Source organism: Prosthecobacter sp., from assembly GCF_034366625.1.
Classification (GTDB): Bacteria; Verrucomicrobiota; Verrucomicrobiia; order Verrucomicrobiales; family Verrucomicrobiaceae; genus Prosthecobacter.
Window position 1 is genome coordinate 18,314 of the sequence record NZ_JAXMIH010000029.1, and the last position, 15,799, is coordinate 34,112.

Sequence of the window (15,799 nt, forward strand, 5' to 3'; positions counted from 1 at the left end):
TCCCCGCCATGACTCGCCACACTGGCAGCCCCTTTTCCCCGCCATGGCCTACATCAACGAAAACTACAACAAGCTCAAAGCCGGTTACCTCTTCCCCGAAATCGCCCGCCGCGTGAAGGTCTTCACGGAGGCCAATACCGAGGCCGCGAAGCGCCTGATCCGCTGCGGCATCGGCGATGTGACCGAAGCGTTACCTGAGGCCGTCCGCACGGCCATGCACAAGGCTGTCGATGAAATGGGCGACCGTGCCACCTTCCGCGGTTACGGCCCGGAGCAGGGCTACGACTTCCTGCGCAATGCCATCGCGGAGCATGATTTCAAATCACGCGGGCTGAACATCGAAGCGGATGAGATTTTCATCTCCGACGGCAGCAAGTGCGACACCGGCAACATCCTCGACATCTTCGGTGCCGGGAACAAGATCGCGATCACCGACCCGGTGTATCCGGTTTACGTCGATACAAATGTCATGGCTGGCAACACCGGCGACGCCGACGAAAGCGGCGCCTACGCTGGCCTGCATTATCTCAAATGCACGCCTGCCAATGGTTTCGTGCCTGACATTCCTTCCGAGCCTGTCGATCTCGCTTACCTCTGCTACCCGAACAATCCGACGGGAGCCGTCGCCACTCGCGCACAGCTCGAAGCCTGGGTGAAATACGCCCTCGCGAACGGCACCACGCTCCTCTACGACGCCGCTTACGAGGCGTTCATCCGCGATCCCGAGCTGCCGCGTTCGATTTATGAAATCGAAGGCGCTCGCGATTGCGCCATCGAGTTCCGAAGCTTCTCGAAGAACGGTGGCTTCACTGGCGTGCGCTGCGGCATCGTGGTCATTCCGAAAGGCCTCATGGGCAAAACGAAAGCAGATGGCAAGCAGGCCATCCATCCGCTCTGGAGCCGCCGTCACAGCACCAAGTTCAACGGTGCCTGCTACATCGTCCAACGCGGTGCGGAGGCGATTTACAGCCCCGAGGGCAAGGCGCAGGTCAAAGCACTCATCGAACACTACATGGGCAATGCCGCGCTGCTCGTCGAAGCCTGCAAGAAGGCTGGACTCCAAGTCTTCGGCGGCGTGAACGCTCCCTACGTCTGGGTCGGCTGCCCGAACGGCGTCACGAGCTGGCAGATGTTCGACAAGATGCTCAACGAGGCTAACGTCGTCATCACACCCGGCAGCGGCTTCGGCAGCGCCGGCGAGGGCTACTTCCGCATCAGCGCCTTCAACAGCCGTGCGAACGTCGAAGAAGTCTGCCGCCGCATCGCGAAGCTGTAGTCCCGTTTACACGAAATCCGTGATCGAGCCGAAGTCGGCGTCGAACAACCGGCGATACGTGCGGAAGGCGAAGTGGTCCGTCATGTTCGCGATCCAGTCGCAGACGAGGCGGGCGCGCTCGTTGGCGGATTCGGCTTTCTGAATCTCCTTCTCGATGGCCGCTGGCATGAGATGCAGACCTTTCGGCTGCACTGACTCGATGTAGCGATCCTTGAGCACCTCAAACAACCGCGTGAGGATGAAATCGGCCTTGTGATCGAGCTGCTGGAGCTGCGGGCTGAGGAAGACGAGGTCGAGTGCGATCTTCTTGTGCAGATCCGCCCGGCGGCGCTGCACCGGATCGATCTCCAGCGCGAACTGATGCCTGCGCGTGCTCTGGCTGAGGAAATTCGCCGTCGGCACCAGTTTCGTCGCACGAATGCATTCGCCAATGAGGCGGTTCAGCCGTCCCTCGACTCGATTTTCGCGCATCGCCTTGCTCAAGAAGGCCACATCAGCCTTGTCGTCGTCGCTGAGGGTTTGCTCCTCCACCCAGCGCTCCAGTCGCTGAACGTTGACGAATCCAGCGTGAATACCGTCAGCGATGTCATTGAGCGAGTAGGCCGTGTCATCCGCCCAGTCCATGATCTGGCATTCGATGCTCTTGAAGGAGTTGCGCGCCTTGCCGGGAGTGAGCTCCGCGGGGAAAGCCTGTCTGCCCATGGTGAAATCGAGCCATTTGTCCTGATCGTCGTAAAGGTACTGGTTGGCTTTGTTCGCGGGTTTTTCCGTGAAGATCGTCTTGTATTTCAGCACGCCATCCAGCAGCGCCCGCGTGGGGTTCATGCCGCTGCGCCCTTCACTAAAAAGTGTCTGCGTCAGGATGCGCAGCGTCTGCGCATTGCCCTCAAAGCCGCCATAGGGCTGCATCAGCTTGTGCAGCGTGCGTTCACCCGCATGACCAAAGGGCGGATGGCCTAGATCGTGACTGAGGCACGCACTTTCGACGAGATCAGGGTCGATGAAGCAGTCATCACCCAGCGCATCACTTTGCTGTGTCAGCCAGGCGCAGATGCTGCGGCCAATTTGAGCCACCTCGATGCTGTGCGTGAGCCGTGTGCGGTAGAAATCATACTCGCCCGACAGAAACACCTGCGTTTTGTTTTGCAGACGACGGAACGCGCTGCTGTGGATGATGCGGTCACGGTCGATCTGGAACGGATTCCGGTACTCACCGGCGTGCGACGGGCGTGGATCGAGCGTCTCGAAGTCAAAGGTGGAGTAAAAGCGGTTCGCGGGCATGCGTGGTGTGCCGCGATGCTAGCAGGTCATTGCAGCCGGGCAAGACCGCTGCTCAACCTTGCCGGCGAAACGAGAACTGCCCCGTCGGCACCTCATCAGTTGAGTTCGCGGCCCGTTGTTTCCGTTTTCCCTCCACAAAGGCGGGCTGGAACGGCAGATGCTGCGCCTGTTTGATCTCCTCGTCAGACACGCCCTTTGCCCGCATGCGGCTGCGTTCGTAGATTTTGGCTTTCTGTATTTCGAGCATGGAATTGCGGAGATAAGACCTCTGGGCCTGGCGGCTTGTTCAAAACTGCCCCGTGTTCAGCAACACCAGCGTGCAGGTCTCCTCGCAAGCAATCCCGGCTTTCTGCAAAGCCTCTGCCAGCACCGCATTTTCTGCGCCAGGATTGAAAATCACCCGGCGGGGCTTCAGTGCGACAAGCTTGTCCTGCAATCCCGCCGAGATCGCCGCGCCGACATACATCGTCACCGTGTCCACCGGGCCGGAAATCAGGCTCACATCCGCCACCACCGCGATCCCCTCGATTTCCGCCAGCTTTGGATGCACCGGCACCACTTCATGGCCGTGCTGACGCAGCATCAGCAGCGCCCGGTAACTGTAGCGTTCGGGATTGTCACTGGCCCCCACGATGACGACGCGTTCGGTATTCATGATTTGTCGATGTCTTGTTCGTCGAGGTGAAACAGATGCAACGCCCGATGCGCCGCCGGTGCCAGCACGATGCCCATCACCGAAATGAGCACCAGCCCGCTGAACAATGCGTAAAACGACGCGAACAGCTTAGCCTCATCCGAAGTCAGCTCGTTCACCGGCCCCATGCCGCCCAGAATCATCGAGGCGTTCAGCAGACTGTCGATCCAGCCGAATCCGGCGATGAAATGATAACCCAGTACGCCAATTGCCAGCGCCATGGCAGCCACCCCGATCGCCAGGCCGAAGAACGTCACCATGCGGCGCAGGAACGCATGGCGTGGTATGAGCGGGGCGGTGCGTGACTCAAACATGGCGTGTCACCATCCCGGCGAAGCCATAAATTGCAAGACCGGCTCCGCCTTTCCCACCTCGCTCATGAGCACGCGACCATCATGGCAGCCAGTGATGAGACGCGTGGTTTGGTCGTGGCGAAGCACCAGCATCACATTCACACGATCCTGATGCTGGGCGATCTTCTCCTTCGTCTTGCGGGACTTCGCATCCATCGAGACGACAGAGCCGTTGCCCGTTGCGGCCAGCGGCGTCTCTGCGTCGAGAAAACCCACCGCCAGCACCTCCGTGCGGCCGTTTGGGCGCAGCGTGCTGTCTTTTTTCGCGTCTCCATTCCGATCCCAGCGGCGAATCTCGCCCTCCACGTCACCGCTGATCGTTTCCTTGCTGTCGGCAGTGAATGCCACGCTCAAAACCGCGCAATCGTGGCCGGTGAAAGTCGCTTCGATTTCCCCGCTCGTGGCGTCGATGCGCTTCGCGGTGCGGTCACGACTCGCCGTGGCGATGTGTTGGCTGTCGGGCGAGAAGGCCAGGCCCATGATCCAGTCTGCGTGCGGCTCGATCTGCCACTTCATTTTTCCGGAGGGCAACTCAAAGCAGCGCACAAGGTTGTCCGCGCCACCGCAGGCCAGCAACTTGCCATCGGGGCTTGCGACCATCGCCAAAACGCAATCACGGGCATTCACGAGACGCTTCCGCTCGGCAGGTTTCGACGGATCGACGATCCAAACTTCGCCCGAACGTCCCGGCACGCCCCCTGCCAGCGCAAGTTGATGATCCACCGTCCACGCCAGCGCCAGCACGCGCTCCGGCATGCCGCCAAGTCGCGATTTGAGCTTCCCCGTCGCCACATCCCACAAAGTCACTTCAAAATAACCACTGCATGCCAGAGTGCCGCCGTCCGGACTCAGCGCCAGCGCTGTGACCGGCAGAGGACGCGGATACTTGTCGGGCGCCAGGGTTGCCTCCTTTTCCGGCACCACCGCCGTCAGCGCGGCTTTCTTGTCCGCCACATCCAACTTGGCACCGCGGGCGATCCATTCACGGATGAGCGCGATCTGCTTTTCAGACAACGCATCGGCCTTCTTGGGCATGCGGTCGTCTCCATCATGCGCCACGATCAGACGGAACAGTTCGCTCTCGTCCGGTTTGCCCGCCACAACAGGCGCGGCCTCGCTGTCGCCCGCTTTGAGCATCAGTTCGACCGTGTCCAGCCGGTAGCTTCCCTTCGCCTTGCCCGCACGATGACACTCCACGCACTGGTCGATCAAAATCGGCGCGATCTGCTTCGAGAAGGACACCTCCGCGGCAGCCATGGAGGAGAGGCATAGAAAAATCAGGGCACGAAACATGGGGGCTGAGGAAAACGTCTCCCATGGACGAGTTTGTCTGCTTTGCATCAAACGAATGCCTCTTTAACATCGCCTCATGAGCCCGAGACCTTGGATCATCGCCGAAACGAATTGGAAGCACGTCAAAGCCACACGCTATGAGGTTGCCATGCTGCCGTGGGGAGCCACGGAGGCTCACAACTGGCACCTGCCCTATGCCACCGACTCGCTGCAAAATGACGCCATCGCCGCCGAAGCGGGCCGTATCGCCTGGGAAGCAGGCACCAAGGTCGGCATCCTGCCAAACATGCCCTTCGGCGTGCAGACCGGCCAGCTTGATGTGCCATTTTGCATCAACATGAATCCCACCACGCAGATGATGGTGCTCGAGGACGTGATCAGCAGCCTCGAAGGCGTCGGCGTGATGAAATTCGTCATCATGAACGGCCACGGCGGCAACGATTTCCGCCAGATGCTGCGCGAGCTTCAGGCACGGCACCCGAAGATGTTCCTCTCCACCGTCTCGTGGTTCAACGCGGTCAAAGGCGACGACATCTTCACCATCGTCGGCGATCACGCTGATGAGCGCGAGACCAGCCTCATGATTCATCTACATCCCGATCTGGTACTGCCGAAGGCCGAATGGGGCTCCGGCACTGACAACCATTGGAAACTCAAGGCCATCCACGAAAAGTGGGCATGGGCACAACGCGCTTGGACCAAAGCCACGAATGACACCGGCTCCGGCGATCCGCAGCATTCCACTGCGGAGAAAGGCAAGCGCTACTTCGAGGCCCTTGGCGCGAAAATCGCGACGTATCTCATTGATCTCGCCACCGCTGACATCAGCGATCTTTACGAGAAGTCGAAATGATCCGCTTTCTCGTCAGCCGCATCGTCCAGGGCATCATCGTGATCTTCGCGGTGATCACGATCACCTTCACACTGTCACAGATGGTGCCGGGCGGGCCGATCCGCGCTGAGCGCAACGCCACGCCTGAAGCGATTGCGGCGCAGCGGGCTTACTACGGCCTCGACAAGCCATGGATTGTGCAGCTTGGACTTCAGCTCAAACACTACGCCACGCTCAATCTGCCCGACTCGTATCACTACAAAGGCCGTGGCGTGGATGAGATCATCGCCTCCGGCTTCCCGGTATCGGCGACCGTGGGTGTGGCGGCCCTGCTCATTGCACTGGCCATTGGTGTGCCGCTCGGAGCCATTGCAGCGCTGCGACCCAACACGCTCGAGGATCGTGGCAGCACGCTCGTGGCCACACTCGGCATCTGCGCACCCAGCATGGTGCTGGGACCGCTGATCGCGATGCTGTTCGGATTGAAGCTGCGCTGGTTCAACGTCTCCGGCTGGTTTGATTCGTCGGACTGGGTGCTGCCCGCGCTCACGCTCGGCATCATTTACAGCGCCTACATCGCGAGGCTCACGCGTGGCAGTTTGCGCGAGACACTGGCGCAGGAATTCATACGCACCGCCCGTGCCAAGGGGGCGGGCGAGACATCGGTCGTGTTTCTGCATGCGATGAAGCTCGCCAGCCTGCCAGTGCTCAATTTTCTTGGCCCCGCCGCCGCAGGATTGCTCACGGGCTCGTTCATTGTCGAAACCATCTTCCAATTGCCCGGCCTCGGCCAGTTCTTCATCGCCGCGGCCACCAACGGCGATCACCAGCTCACGATCGCCATCTCCACCTTCTACGCCGCGCTCATCGTCGGCTTCAACCTGCTGGTGGACATCCTCCAGGCGCTGCTCAACCCACGCATCCGTCTTCACGCATGAGCAGTTCCGCAACAACCGGCATTTCACCCATGCGGGCCGCATGGCGGCGGCTCATGCGACACCGCATCAATGCCTGGGCGCTTTGGTTTCTCGTCGCGCTCGTCGTTTTGTGCGCTGTCGGGCCTTCCCTCTCGCCTTACGAGCAGGCGCAGCAGGATCTCGAGCTCAAGGCCACGGATCCAAGCTTCTCGCACTGGCTCGGCACGGATCCACTCGGGCGCGATATGATCACGCGCATCCTGCACGGCGGCCGTGTGTCGCTGGAGGTCGGTTTGCTCGCCACCACGGTCGCCGCGATCATCGGCGTGTTTTACGGCATGATTTCCGGCCTTGCGGGCGGTCGCACTGACGCTGCGATGATGCGCATCGTGGACATCCTGTATGCGTTTCCCTTCATCAACTTCGTCATCCTCCTCATGGTCATCGTCGGTCGTGAGTTCTGGCTCATCTTTGTCGCGATTGGCGCGGTGGAATGGCTGACGATGGCGCGTGTGGTGCGCGGACAGGTGCTCGCATTAAAAAACCTCGAATTCATCACCGCCGCACGCGCCAGCGGTGCGGGCTTCTGGCACATCGTGTGGAAGCACCTGCTGCCCAATGTGATCGGCCCCGTCATCATCTACGCCAGTCTCACCGTGCCCGGTGTCATGCTGCTGGAGGCGGCGCTGAGTTTCCTCGGCCTCGGCATCCAGCCGCCCGATGCGAGCTGGGGCGTGCTGATTCGTGAAGGTGCGAACTCCATGGAGACCTATCCCTGGTTGCTGCTTTATCCCGGCATCTTCTTCTCCGCCACGTTGCTTGCCTTGAATCTGCTGGGCGACGGCTTGCGCGACGCCTTCGATCCCAAATCCTCGTCTCAGCACTAGGCGAAAAAATATTTTCATGGAACCTGAATAGGCCGGAAGCGGCCTCGTCAGAGAGTGCGGAAACAAATTCCACCCTCCCATGAAAACACTCTTCTCTGTCCTTGCTGCGGCCGCCGTTCTTGGCTTTGCAGCTCCCTCCACCGCCAAAGCCGACCACTTCTGCAACGGCCAGACCCGTGTGGTTGGGTACAACTCCTGCGGCACGCCGATTGTCGCCCAGTATCGCATCGTCGGTTACGATCATTGCGGCCGCCCGATCGGCCAGTGGGTGACGCTGCCTCCGCAGCAGCCGAACTATGGCTACAATCCGGGCTACGGTCACGGCCACCATCAGCACGGCTACAGCGGTTACCGCCCTTCCTACAGCCGCCCGCGCAGCGGCATCAGTTTCAACTTCGGTTTCGGCAGGTAGTAGCGCCGGAATCTGAATTCTGAAACCCCCACGCGGCCCCGCCCATGCATGGCGGGGTCGTTTGTTTGTCCGGACGAGCGGATGGAGTCGTGGAGTATTGGAGTGGTGGAAGGACATCAAAACCCACCACTCCATCACTCCATTGCACCACACCGTCGCCTCACCACTCCAGTTGCACGAACACCTGCCCGCGTGTCATGTTCGCGGTCATGCGCTGGATCATTCGTGTCTTCATTCTCGCCACCTTCGTCGGTGGCATTGCGTGGTTTCATCATGTGCGCACACACCGGCCCACACGGGTCGAGGAGGCAAACCGCAACGGCATTCTCCTCGCCGGCAACGGCTCCGAACCCGCCACGCTCGATCCCCAACTCGCCAGCGGCCAGCCGGAGCACATGATTTTTCACGCCCTCTTCGAAGGCCTCATCGCCCCCGCCCCCGGCAATCCTGATGGCGATGCCCCCGGTGCCGCAGCCTCTTGGACGCATGAAAACTTCACCACCTGGACCTTCAAACTTCAGCCGGACGGCAAATGGAGCGATGGCTCACCGCTCACTGCCGCCGATTTCCTCTATGCCTACCAGCGCATCCTCACCGCACAGCTCGGCGCCGATTACGCGAACATGCTCTACCCTCTGCTCAACGCCGAGGAGTACCACACCGGCAAGATCAAGGACTTCTCTGAGGTCGGCGTGAAGGCGCTCGATCTCCACACGCTGCAAATCGCGCTCAAGGGCCCTGCGCCCTACCTGCCCAGCATGATCAAGCACTACTCGTGGTTCCCCGTGCCGCAGCACGCCATCGAGAAGCACGGCAAAATCAGCGACCGCAACACGCGCTGGACACGCCCCGCCAACATGGTCAGCAACGGCGCCTTCAAGCTCAAGCGCTGGGATGTTAACCAAGCCGTCGAAGTCGAACGCAACCCGCACTACTGGGACGCCGCGAACGTGAAGCTCAACGGCATCGTCTTCCTCCCCATCTCCAGCGACACCACTGAGGAACTCGCCTTCAACGACGGACAGCTCCACGTCACGCTCACCATGCCGCTGTCTAAGATCCCCGTTTATCGCGAGGCGAAGTCGCCCTTCTTCCACAACGATCCGCTGCTCAGCGTGTACATGTATCGCTGCAACACCACGAAGAAGCCCTTCGACAATCCGCTGGTGCGCAAGGCGCTCGCTTTCGCCATCGACCGCGAAAGCATCACACGCAACATCCTCCGTGCCGGACAACAACCCGCCACGGGGCTCACTCCGCCCGGTTGCAATGCCGACTACAAAGTCCCGGACATCATGCGCTTCGATCCGGCTGAGGCGCGACGCCTCCTCGCCGAGGCAGGTTTCCCCAATGGCAAAGGTTTTCCGCCTTTCGACATCCTCATCAACACCAGCGAATCTCATCGTTCGATCGCCGAGGCCGTGCAGGCCATGTGGAAGCAGCACCTCAACGTTCCAGCCGGTGTTTTAAACCAGGACTGGGGCGTCTATCTGGAATCGCAGCGCAAATTCGACTACCAGATCGCCCGCTTCGGCTGGGTCGGCGACTACCTCGATCCCTCCACCTTCCTCGCCATCTGGCAGACCGGCGACGGCAACAACAACACCGGCTGGGGCAACAAACGCTACGACGAACTCATCAATCAAAGCTTCCGCGAAGGCGATGCCGCCAGGCGCCTGCAACTGCTCAACGAGGCCGAGACCATCCTCCTCAATGAAGCCCCCATGCTGCCGATCTATTGGTACACGCATTCATACTTGATGCGTCCTGAGGTCAAGGGCCTGCTGCCCTCAGTGCTCGAACACCGCTGCTACAAGGCAGTGGAACTGAAACCGTGATTGATGAAAACAAAAAGGCGCGGGATCATCTCCCGCGCCTCGCGCTTGCTTCAAACTGTGCTGCCAATCACCCGGCCTTGCGCCAGATCGTCGTGAGCGTGCCCTTGAAGGTGATCTTCACCGCTTGGGACGGCACCAGCTCACGAAAATGCGGCGATGCCTCGCGTTCCACGATTTCCCATTGTTCAATGTGATCACCGTTCAACGTCGCATGCACCGGAATGGACTCGGCATGCTTGCAGACAAAACCGTTTTGGCGTTCACGCTCGACGCTCCAGCCGGGCGCAAGCTGCCACGTCACCACATGCAATGTTTCGTGGCTGACCTCATCGCAGATCTCCACGTAACCCTCAGCCACATGCACAGCACGCTGCACGCACTGCCCGTCGCATTCGAGGCTTGTGACACAGATGTCCTCATGAACCTTCAGTTTGGGCGCTGCATGATGTTTCATCCAGAGAAACGGCCCCAAACGCTGCGGTGTATGACGACCAGCAACGGGCACCGGGCCGTTGTGGGCCTCCCACGAGGCGAGACGCGAGCGCAGCGCGGTGTTGCCGTAATAGGCACCAGTCCCCGGATCAATGACCAGCGCATGCTGCTCAAACCAGAGCGAGACATGCAACGCATCGAGATGCCCGTGCGCCGCCATGCTGCCAAGGCCGAGCGGCGACGCATCGGCACGCACCGTCCAGCGTGCATCGCGCCAGACCGCCTGCCCGCTCTCCGGCTGCAGCAGCCACTTGCTGCGCATGGATGCTTTCACACCTTTCGGCGGCTCGCCCAGCCAGTAGCGCAACGCCGAGCCATCCGCCCGGCCCAGCAGCCAGCCGCGAAACTCAGCGGCCACATTCGAACGCTTTACCGCCAGCGGCAGGACCTGCGCGTCATCCGAGTCGCCGAAATCCCAGCATTCGGGTGCTTCGACGACGTCCACGAAGAACTGCGCCGCTTTCGTCAGCCGTTCCAGCACCTCGCCTTTCAAACCATCCGACGCCAGACCCGCATGCCAGCTCATTTCCCACGCAAAGAGGTGATAATGCAGCGCCTGCTCCTTGTTGCCGCCATCAGACGCGAACTGACGCAAAATCTCGCGCTCCAGCAGCTTCCACACGCGTTGCGCCGGACAGGTCATGAGCGCCAGCGACGGCCAGCGCGTGATCGCCATCACGAGGGCGCTCAATTCACCGATGAGATGGTTGTTCGCCGAGGAACCGAAGGATTTGCGCCGCCAGACCCACCATGCATGCACCGGGACGATGCGCGCCGTGAGCTCATCCTGACGACGCGCCAGTTCGGGGTCGTTGCAGCCGCGCACGAGCGCGTCGAACCAGCAGAAGTTCATCAGACGCAGTCCTGCTTCGAGCGGACTCGTCCAGTTGATGCCGTGGCCGGGCGGGTTGCGGTCGCACCAGTCTTCGAGCCAGAGCTGTGAGACGCGGATGGCATGCACATCGCCATTGAGCGCGCTGTGCATCGCCATGCGCGTCATTTCGGACCAGCGATTGATCTCCCAGATTGCCCTTGCATCGGCATCGTGCTCCAGATGTCGATGATCCAGCTTCCGAGCCGGAATGTCGGGATCAATCACCACGCCCAGCGTCGCATCGCGATGCCAGCAGGGCGGCGCGCCGACCTCGACGCTTTTCCAGCCGAACAGCCTCCACTCGCCGCGCACCAGCTTCTCCGCATCGGCAGCCAGTTGTTTGCGCAGCTCCGGCGGCACGCGTTCACGCCACGGCAGCTTTGGATAATCGGCAAACGTGCCGTCCCATGCCTTGCGCGAGATCTTTTTGAGATTCGCGGCTTCGCCCAGCCGTCCCCAACGCTCCACCACGCGACGCCCGATCTCGCCCAGGCTCATCGCACGCAGCCGGTGCGCATACCACGACATCTTTTTCTTCATCACAACACGATTCCCCGTCCCTCGCGGATCGACTCCAGCACCGCAAATGTCAGTCGCATGCTCTGCCGCGCCTCCTCATACGGCAGCGGATGCGGTGAACCGCCCTTCAAAAAGGCCAGCCAGGCCGCCATTTCCTCCGCATGGCCTTTCGAGGCGAATTTCTTCACCGTCTGTTTGCGATTTTGGAAAATGGAGAGCCTCATGAAGTTCTCGCACTCTATAACAGAACCGTTGGCAAACACACGAAACGATTCCTTGGGAAACGCCGGGTCGCCTTCCGCCGAATAAACGATCTGTGCCGACGATCCATCCGCGAACTCAATTTGAGCCGTCACTGAATCCGGCACCGTCGGGCGGCCCACCGTCTGCGCCGTCACCTTCACCGGTCTGCCGAGCACATGGCAGGCGAAATCAAAAAAGTGACAGGCTTCGCCGAGCACGCGACCGCCGCTTTCATCCACGTTCGCATACCAGTGATCCGGTGCCAGAACGCCTGCGTTCACATGGAAGGCCAATGTCTTCGGTCCTGGGATGATTTGCAGCGTTTGCATCATCGCGAGCGTCGCTGGTGCAAAACGCCGGTTGAAGCCCACCATGATGCTGCCAGTGGTGGAACTCATCGCCTCATCAATCTGAGACAGTTCTTCGCGAGTGAGACAAAGTGGTTTCTCCACAAACGTGTGCTTCCCGCTTTGCAGCGCCTTCAGCACCAGTGGCGCATGCAGATGGTGACGTGTGCCGATCATCACCGCCGCGTGAGACAGGCTGCCAGCCTGTTCCGAACCCACAGGCTGGCAGCCTGTTTCACCTCCGAGCACTTTCGCCGCATCTGTTTCCGCGTTCGCGAAGCCGAACTTCTCCTTCACATGACGAGCGCTGAGGCCAGTGGCGTTGACGATGGTGCCGAGTGTGATTTCCCCTTTCACATGCGGCAGCAACATCGTGCGGGCAAAGTTCCCTGCGCCGATGACATCGAGCGTCTCAACGCCGTTCTGTAGTTCCGCCTTTAGGCGGTCCTGGATCTGTGACTCCGCAGCAGGCTTCACCTCCTCAGGCCGACTAAAGCCGGGACTACAATACTCAATCACGACCCCTAGCTCGCTCTCCAGCTTGTCATAAACCTCCAGCACACCCTCAAACCCCACCCGCCGCGTCGTCACGGGCTTCAAATCGAGCTGACCCGTGTGCATCAGCTCCAGACACGCTTCAAAGTTCCGGTTCTCCGTCCAGCGCACATAGCCGATGGGGTAATCCTTCCCGCCCCACTCGTACTGCGGATCGTAACGTCCCGGGCCGTAGCTGCGCGAGTAGCGCACATGGATGTCTTTCATGTAGGCCGTCTTCCAGGACAGTTCGGCATCGTAAATGCCGGTGATCACCATCACGCCTCGATCCCGCAGACACGCGATCGCCTGGTCCGCCGGACCGCTCGACTTGCCGCCCACGCAGATGATCACCGCGTCCACGCCGTGCCCGTTCGTCCATTCACGCACCACGTCCTCGACCTTTGTCTCCGCCGGATTCACCACCCGCTCCGCACCCATCGCCAGCGCGGTTTGCAGACGCGATGAAACGAAATCCACCGCCAGCACACGGGCACCGGAGGCCTTGAGCAAACTTGTTGCCAGCAGGCCGACGAGTCCCTGGCCCATGACCATCACGCGATCTCCCAGCCGTACCTCGGCCTGACGCACCGCCTGCATCGAGATCGACGCCAGCGTCGTGTAAGCCGCCTGCCAGTCCTCCACGCCCTCGGGAACCGGCGCCGCCAGCAGATCCGGCACCGAGATCATCTCCGCATGAAACGCGCACTCCGCGCCGCCGCAGGCCACGCGATCACCGACACGGAAACGTGAGTTCAACTCATCCACCGCCACCACCACGCCCGCCGCCGAGTAGCCCAGTGGCGTCGGCGATTCGAGCCGGTTGCGCACTTTCTCCAGCGCCGCCTTCCAGCCCAGCGTCTTCGCCGTGTCGATCACCTTCTTGACCTGATCAGGCCGCGCCTTCGCCTTTTGCAGAAGCGACATCCGCGCCTGCTCCACCTTCATCCGCTCCGTCCCCGGCGAGATCACCGAACACGTCGTCCGCACCAGAATCCCCCCCGGTGGCGGCACCGGCGCAGGGACGTCCTGGAGTTCCAGGCGTCCGTCTTGGTATTGGGCGAGTTGTTTCATTCAGTAATAGGCCGATCTCCGTGGTTAGGATTCATCAGTCTCACAAACTTCGCGTCCGTTAAGCAGATCGAATGCATAAATGCTGTCATGATGTGCGATAAACGCAGGTAAGGTCGAGTGACGACCGCCTGCCTTTCTCCAACATTTGGCAAACCATGACACAAACTCTGTAGAGGCGATGTCCCAAGTATCCAGTCCCTCTTGATCATACTTGGGGTCTTCTAACACTGCCTCAGGTATCGTGGACTTTGTGGATTTCAGTAGCGTCTGGACTTTGGATGCTTGTCCATCACCCTTCAGCCAGTAATAAACCACGGGGAAGCGGTCGCTGAATTCTGGAGAATCGAATTCAAATCTTAATGAACTGCAACTTTCGGGCGCTTTAACGCCCAAGATTTCCTGGAGTTCCTTTGTCAACCGCTCACTCAGGTGATTCAGTTCAACTTTGATCTGAGTACGCAATTCTTTTTCAAGTTTGGACGGGTTCATAGTGAACTATGCACTCTTGCGGTGGATATCCATTTGTGCTTTCCGGCACTTGTCTTCTCCACTTCCTGCACCTCACGCAGCGTGAGGGTAAAATCATCGCCCAATTTCTTCAGCAAGCCCGCCCGCATCGCCTCCGCACGGCTACTTTGCCACTGCGGGCCGGGTTGAAAGCGGCATTCCACTTCGCCGGGTCGTTCTTGGAAGAACTGCACGGCCAGGAGGCCGTCGAAGATGTTGTCGTGCATGTTGATCGCGGTGAGTGAGATGCGGCGACCGGTGGCGCTGATGAGAAACTCGTAGTCGCGGCCCACGACCTCCGAAACCACGGCACTCGTCATTCCGCCTTCGTCATTCGTCATTTTCGCCAGATCTCCTGTGCGATACCGAATCAGCGGCATGACGTGATTGTGAAACGAGGTGCCGATGATTTCGCGATGGCCGTCGGCATTTGCCTCGCCGAACTCGACGAAGCCGTAGGTCGGCCAGAAATGCAGGTGATTCGAGGTGCGCCCCTGCGCGGCGAGCACCACGCGCTCGCTGTGACCATACCAGTGGCAGACGCGGGCACCGAAGAACTCCTCCAGATGCTGCTGTGACTCGGGGGTGAGCTTCTCCGAACCGCAGAGCAGCGAAGTGAGTGGGAAATCGAGCTTCAACCCCGCCTGCGCCAGTCCGCGTGCCAACATGAGTGCCGCGCTGGGATACGCATGCAGGTGCTGCGGGCGAAACTGGTTCAACGCGGCCACATACTCCGGCAGACGCTCCGGCGTGAGGTGATACGAGGACAGGATGAGCCAGTTCCGCGTCGCATCGTAGTAGCTGATGCCGCCGCGTGCCTTGCTCGACGTGACGCCACCACGAATCACCGCCACGCGATCTCCCACGCGATACCCGCGCCGTGACCACTGCGCTTCGAGGTAAGCCTGTTCTTTGGGCCGACTCACGCCCTTGTGCAGATAAAATCCGACCGGCACGCCGCTCGATCCGCCGGTGGTGATGTAGATGCGCTGTTTCGCGGCGAACTCTGGGTTCACCATCTGCTCGCGATGTAAAAGGAGATCCTGTTTCGTTAGCAGCGGATAGTCCGCCAGTTGCTCCAGCGACTCAAACTTTGCTGGATCAACACCGCAGGCCGCGAAGCGCTCCGCGTAAAACGGTGCTTTCGAGGCCGCGATCAGTGATTCGCGCAATGCTGCCACCTGATACCGCCGGACCGTCTCCACATCCCACATCTCCACCTCCCGCGCCTCGTTTTGAAACCGTGTGTAGGCCGAGCCGTAGCGCAGCTTGGCAGGAATCGCCCGATACGCCCGTCCTGCCAGTGATTTGACCGGCTGCGGCGCTGCCTCGTAGAGCTTGAGCAGCGGATAGAGGGTGTCTTCGAGAGACATGTCGTCCGCGACTCTGTCGCGGTGGCTTAAAATGAACCGCGAGCGGACTCGCG

The 15,799-nt window shown here is 60.5% G+C and carries 15 protein-coding genes; 6 read left to right on the forward strand and 9 right to left on the reverse strand.

The window, feature by feature from the left end; genetic code table 11:
• The first annotated feature begins 43 nt into the window (after positions 1 to 43).
• A complete protein-coding gene (locus tag U1A53_RS26250) occupies positions 44 to 1,276 on the forward strand; it encodes an LL-diaminopimelate aminotransferase (protein WP_322284883.1) in 1,233 nt (410 codons plus the stop codon).
• 6 nt (positions 1,277 to 1,282) lie between these two features.
• Here the strand turns inward: U1A53_RS26250 and dgt are convergent, their stop codons facing one another.
• Genes dgt through U1A53_RS26275 form a run of 5 tightly spaced genes read right to left on the reverse strand, consistent with a single transcriptional unit; the run spans position 1,283 to position 4,861 of the window.
• A complete protein-coding gene (dgt, locus tag U1A53_RS26255; protein WP_322284884.1) occupies positions 1,283 to 2,557 on the reverse strand; it encodes a dGTP triphosphohydrolase in 1,275 nt (424 codons plus the stop codon).
• 52 nt (positions 2,558 to 2,609) lie between these two features.
• Positions 2,610 to 2,804, reverse strand: a complete 195-nt coding sequence (locus U1A53_RS26260; RefSeq protein ID WP_322284885.1) for a hypothetical protein — start codon at positions 2,802 to 2,804, stop codon at positions 2,610 to 2,612.
• A 39-nt stretch (positions 2,805 to 2,843) separates the two neighbouring features.
• A complete protein-coding gene (locus tag U1A53_RS26265; protein WP_322284886.1) occupies positions 2,844 to 3,212 on the reverse strand; it encodes a CoA-binding protein in 369 nt (122 codons plus the stop codon).
• A complete protein-coding gene (locus U1A53_RS26270; protein WP_322284887.1) occupies positions 3,209 to 3,511 on the reverse strand; it encodes a hypothetical protein in 303 nt (100 codons plus the stop codon). Before U1A53_RS26270 ends, U1A53_RS26265 begins: the two co-directional genes overlap by 4 nt.
• Positions 3,512 to 3,571: 60 nt before the next feature.
• Entirely contained in the window at positions 3,572 to 4,861 is a 1,290-nt protein-coding gene (locus U1A53_RS26275) for a c-type cytochrome domain-containing protein (protein ID WP_322284888.1), read from the reverse strand.
• A gap of 112 nt (positions 4,862 to 4,973) precedes the next feature.
• On the opposite strand from U1A53_RS26275, the gene U1A53_RS26280 reads away from it, so the two are divergent.
• From U1A53_RS26280 to U1A53_RS26300, 5 genes are all read left to right on the forward strand, one after another.
• Positions 4,974 to 5,750 carry a creatininase family protein gene (locus U1A53_RS26280; protein ID WP_322284889.1) on the forward strand — a complete coding sequence of 259 codons (777 nt, stop codon included), beginning with the start codon at positions 4,974 to 4,976 and terminating at the stop codon, positions 5,748 to 5,750.
• Positions 5,747 to 6,667 carry an ABC transporter permease gene (locus U1A53_RS26285; protein WP_322284891.1) on the forward strand — a complete coding sequence of 307 codons (921 nt, stop codon included), beginning with the start codon at positions 5,747 to 5,749 and terminating at the stop codon, positions 6,665 to 6,667. The genes U1A53_RS26280 and U1A53_RS26285 overlap by 4 nt, the downstream gene beginning before the upstream one ends.
• A gap of 29 nt (positions 6,668 to 6,696) precedes the next feature.
• Positions 6,697 to 7,533: an ABC transporter permease gene (locus tag U1A53_RS26290; protein ID WP_322284917.1), complete on the forward strand. Its 837-nt coding sequence runs from the start codon at positions 6,697 to 6,699 to the stop codon at positions 7,531 to 7,533.
• Between the two features lie 79 nt (positions 7,534 to 7,612).
• On the forward strand, positions 7,613 to 7,945 hold the full coding sequence (locus tag U1A53_RS26295; RefSeq protein ID WP_322284892.1) for a hypothetical protein: 333 nt from the start codon (positions 7,613 to 7,615) through the stop codon (positions 7,943 to 7,945).
• 209 nt (positions 7,946 to 8,154) lie between these two features.
• Positions 8,155 to 9,783, forward strand: a complete 1,629-nt coding sequence (locus U1A53_RS26300; RefSeq protein WP_322284893.1) for a peptide ABC transporter substrate-binding protein — start codon at positions 8,155 to 8,157, stop codon at positions 9,781 to 9,783.
• A 67-nt stretch (positions 9,784 to 9,850) separates the two neighbouring features.
• Here U1A53_RS26300 and U1A53_RS26305 read toward each other — a convergent pair whose 3' ends face one another.
• The 4 genes from U1A53_RS26305 to U1A53_RS26320 are packed head-to-tail and all read right to left on the reverse strand — an operon-like array spanning position 9,851 to position 15,746.
• Positions 9,851 to 11,689 (reverse strand): alginate lyase family protein, encoded by a 1,839-nt coding sequence (locus U1A53_RS26305; protein WP_322284894.1) that lies wholly within the window; start codon positions 11,687 to 11,689, stop codon positions 9,851 to 9,853.
• On the reverse strand, positions 11,689 to 13,866 hold the full coding sequence (locus U1A53_RS26310; RefSeq protein WP_322284895.1) for a bi-domain-containing oxidoreductase: 2,178 nt from the start codon (positions 13,864 to 13,866) through the stop codon (positions 11,689 to 11,691). Before U1A53_RS26310 ends, U1A53_RS26305 begins: the two co-directional genes overlap by 1 nt.
• A gap of 24 nt (positions 13,867 to 13,890) precedes the next feature.
• A complete protein-coding gene (locus U1A53_RS26315; protein WP_322284896.1) occupies positions 13,891 to 14,355 on the reverse strand; it encodes a hypothetical protein in 465 nt (154 codons plus the stop codon).
• A complete protein-coding gene (locus U1A53_RS26320) occupies positions 14,352 to 15,746 on the reverse strand; it encodes a hypothetical protein (RefSeq protein ID WP_322284897.1) in 1,395 nt (464 codons plus the stop codon). Before U1A53_RS26320 ends, U1A53_RS26315 begins: the two co-directional genes overlap by 4 nt.
• Positions 15,747 to 15,799 lie beyond the last annotated feature (53 nt).

Excerpts from the sequence above, each read along its gene's own strand:
- U1A53_RS26310 (WP_322284895.1), bottom strand. The coding sequence starts at position 13,866 with ATGAAACAACTCGCCCAATACCAAGACGGACGCCTGGAACTCCAGGAC.
- U1A53_RS26315 (WP_322284896.1), bottom strand. The coding sequence starts at position 14,355 with ATGAACCCGTCCAAACTTGAAAAAGAATTGCGTACTCAGATCAAAGTT.
- U1A53_RS26305 (WP_322284894.1), bottom strand. The coding sequence starts at position 11,689 with ATGAAGAAAAAGATGTCGTGGTATGCGCACCGGCTGCGTGCGATGAGC.
- U1A53_RS26290 (WP_322284917.1), top strand. The coding sequence starts at position 6,697 with ATGCGGGCCGCATGGCGGCGGCTCATGCGACACCGCATCAATGCCTGG.
- U1A53_RS26320 (WP_322284897.1), bottom strand. The coding sequence starts at position 15,746 with ATGTCTCTCGAAGACACCCTCTATCCGCTGCTCAAGCTCTACGAGGCA.
- U1A53_RS26260 (WP_322284885.1), bottom strand. The coding sequence starts at position 2,804 with ATGCTCGAAATACAGAAAGCCAAAATCTACGAACGCAGCCGCATGCGG.
- U1A53_RS26300 (WP_322284893.1), top strand. The coding sequence starts at position 8,155 with ATGCGCTGGATCATTCGTGTCTTCATTCTCGCCACCTTCGTCGGTGGC.
- U1A53_RS26285 (WP_322284891.1), top strand. The coding sequence starts at position 5,747 with ATGATCCGCTTTCTCGTCAGCCGCATCGTCCAGGGCATCATCGTGATC.
- U1A53_RS26250 (WP_322284883.1), top strand. The coding sequence starts at position 44 with ATGGCCTACATCAACGAAAACTACAACAAGCTCAAAGCCGGTTACCTC.
- U1A53_RS26265 (WP_322284886.1), bottom strand. The coding sequence starts at position 3,212 with ATGAATACCGAACGCGTCGTCATCGTGGGGGCCAGTGACAATCCCGAA.
- dgt (WP_322284884.1), bottom strand. The coding sequence starts at position 2,557 with ATGCCCGCGAACCGCTTTTACTCCACCTTTGACTTCGAGACGCTCGAT.
- U1A53_RS26275 (WP_322284888.1), bottom strand. The coding sequence starts at position 4,861 with ATGGCTGCCGCGGAGGTGTCCTTCTCGAAGCAGATCGCGCCGATTTTG.
- U1A53_RS26270 (WP_322284887.1), bottom strand. The coding sequence starts at position 3,511 with ATGGTGACGTTCTTCGGCCTGGCGATCGGGGTGGCTGCCATGGCGCTG.
- U1A53_RS26280 (WP_322284889.1), top strand. The coding sequence starts at position 4,974 with ATGAGCCCGAGACCTTGGATCATCGCCGAAACGAATTGGAAGCACGTC.
- U1A53_RS26295 (WP_322284892.1), top strand. The coding sequence starts at position 7,613 with ATGAAAACACTCTTCTCTGTCCTTGCTGCGGCCGCCGTTCTTGGCTTT.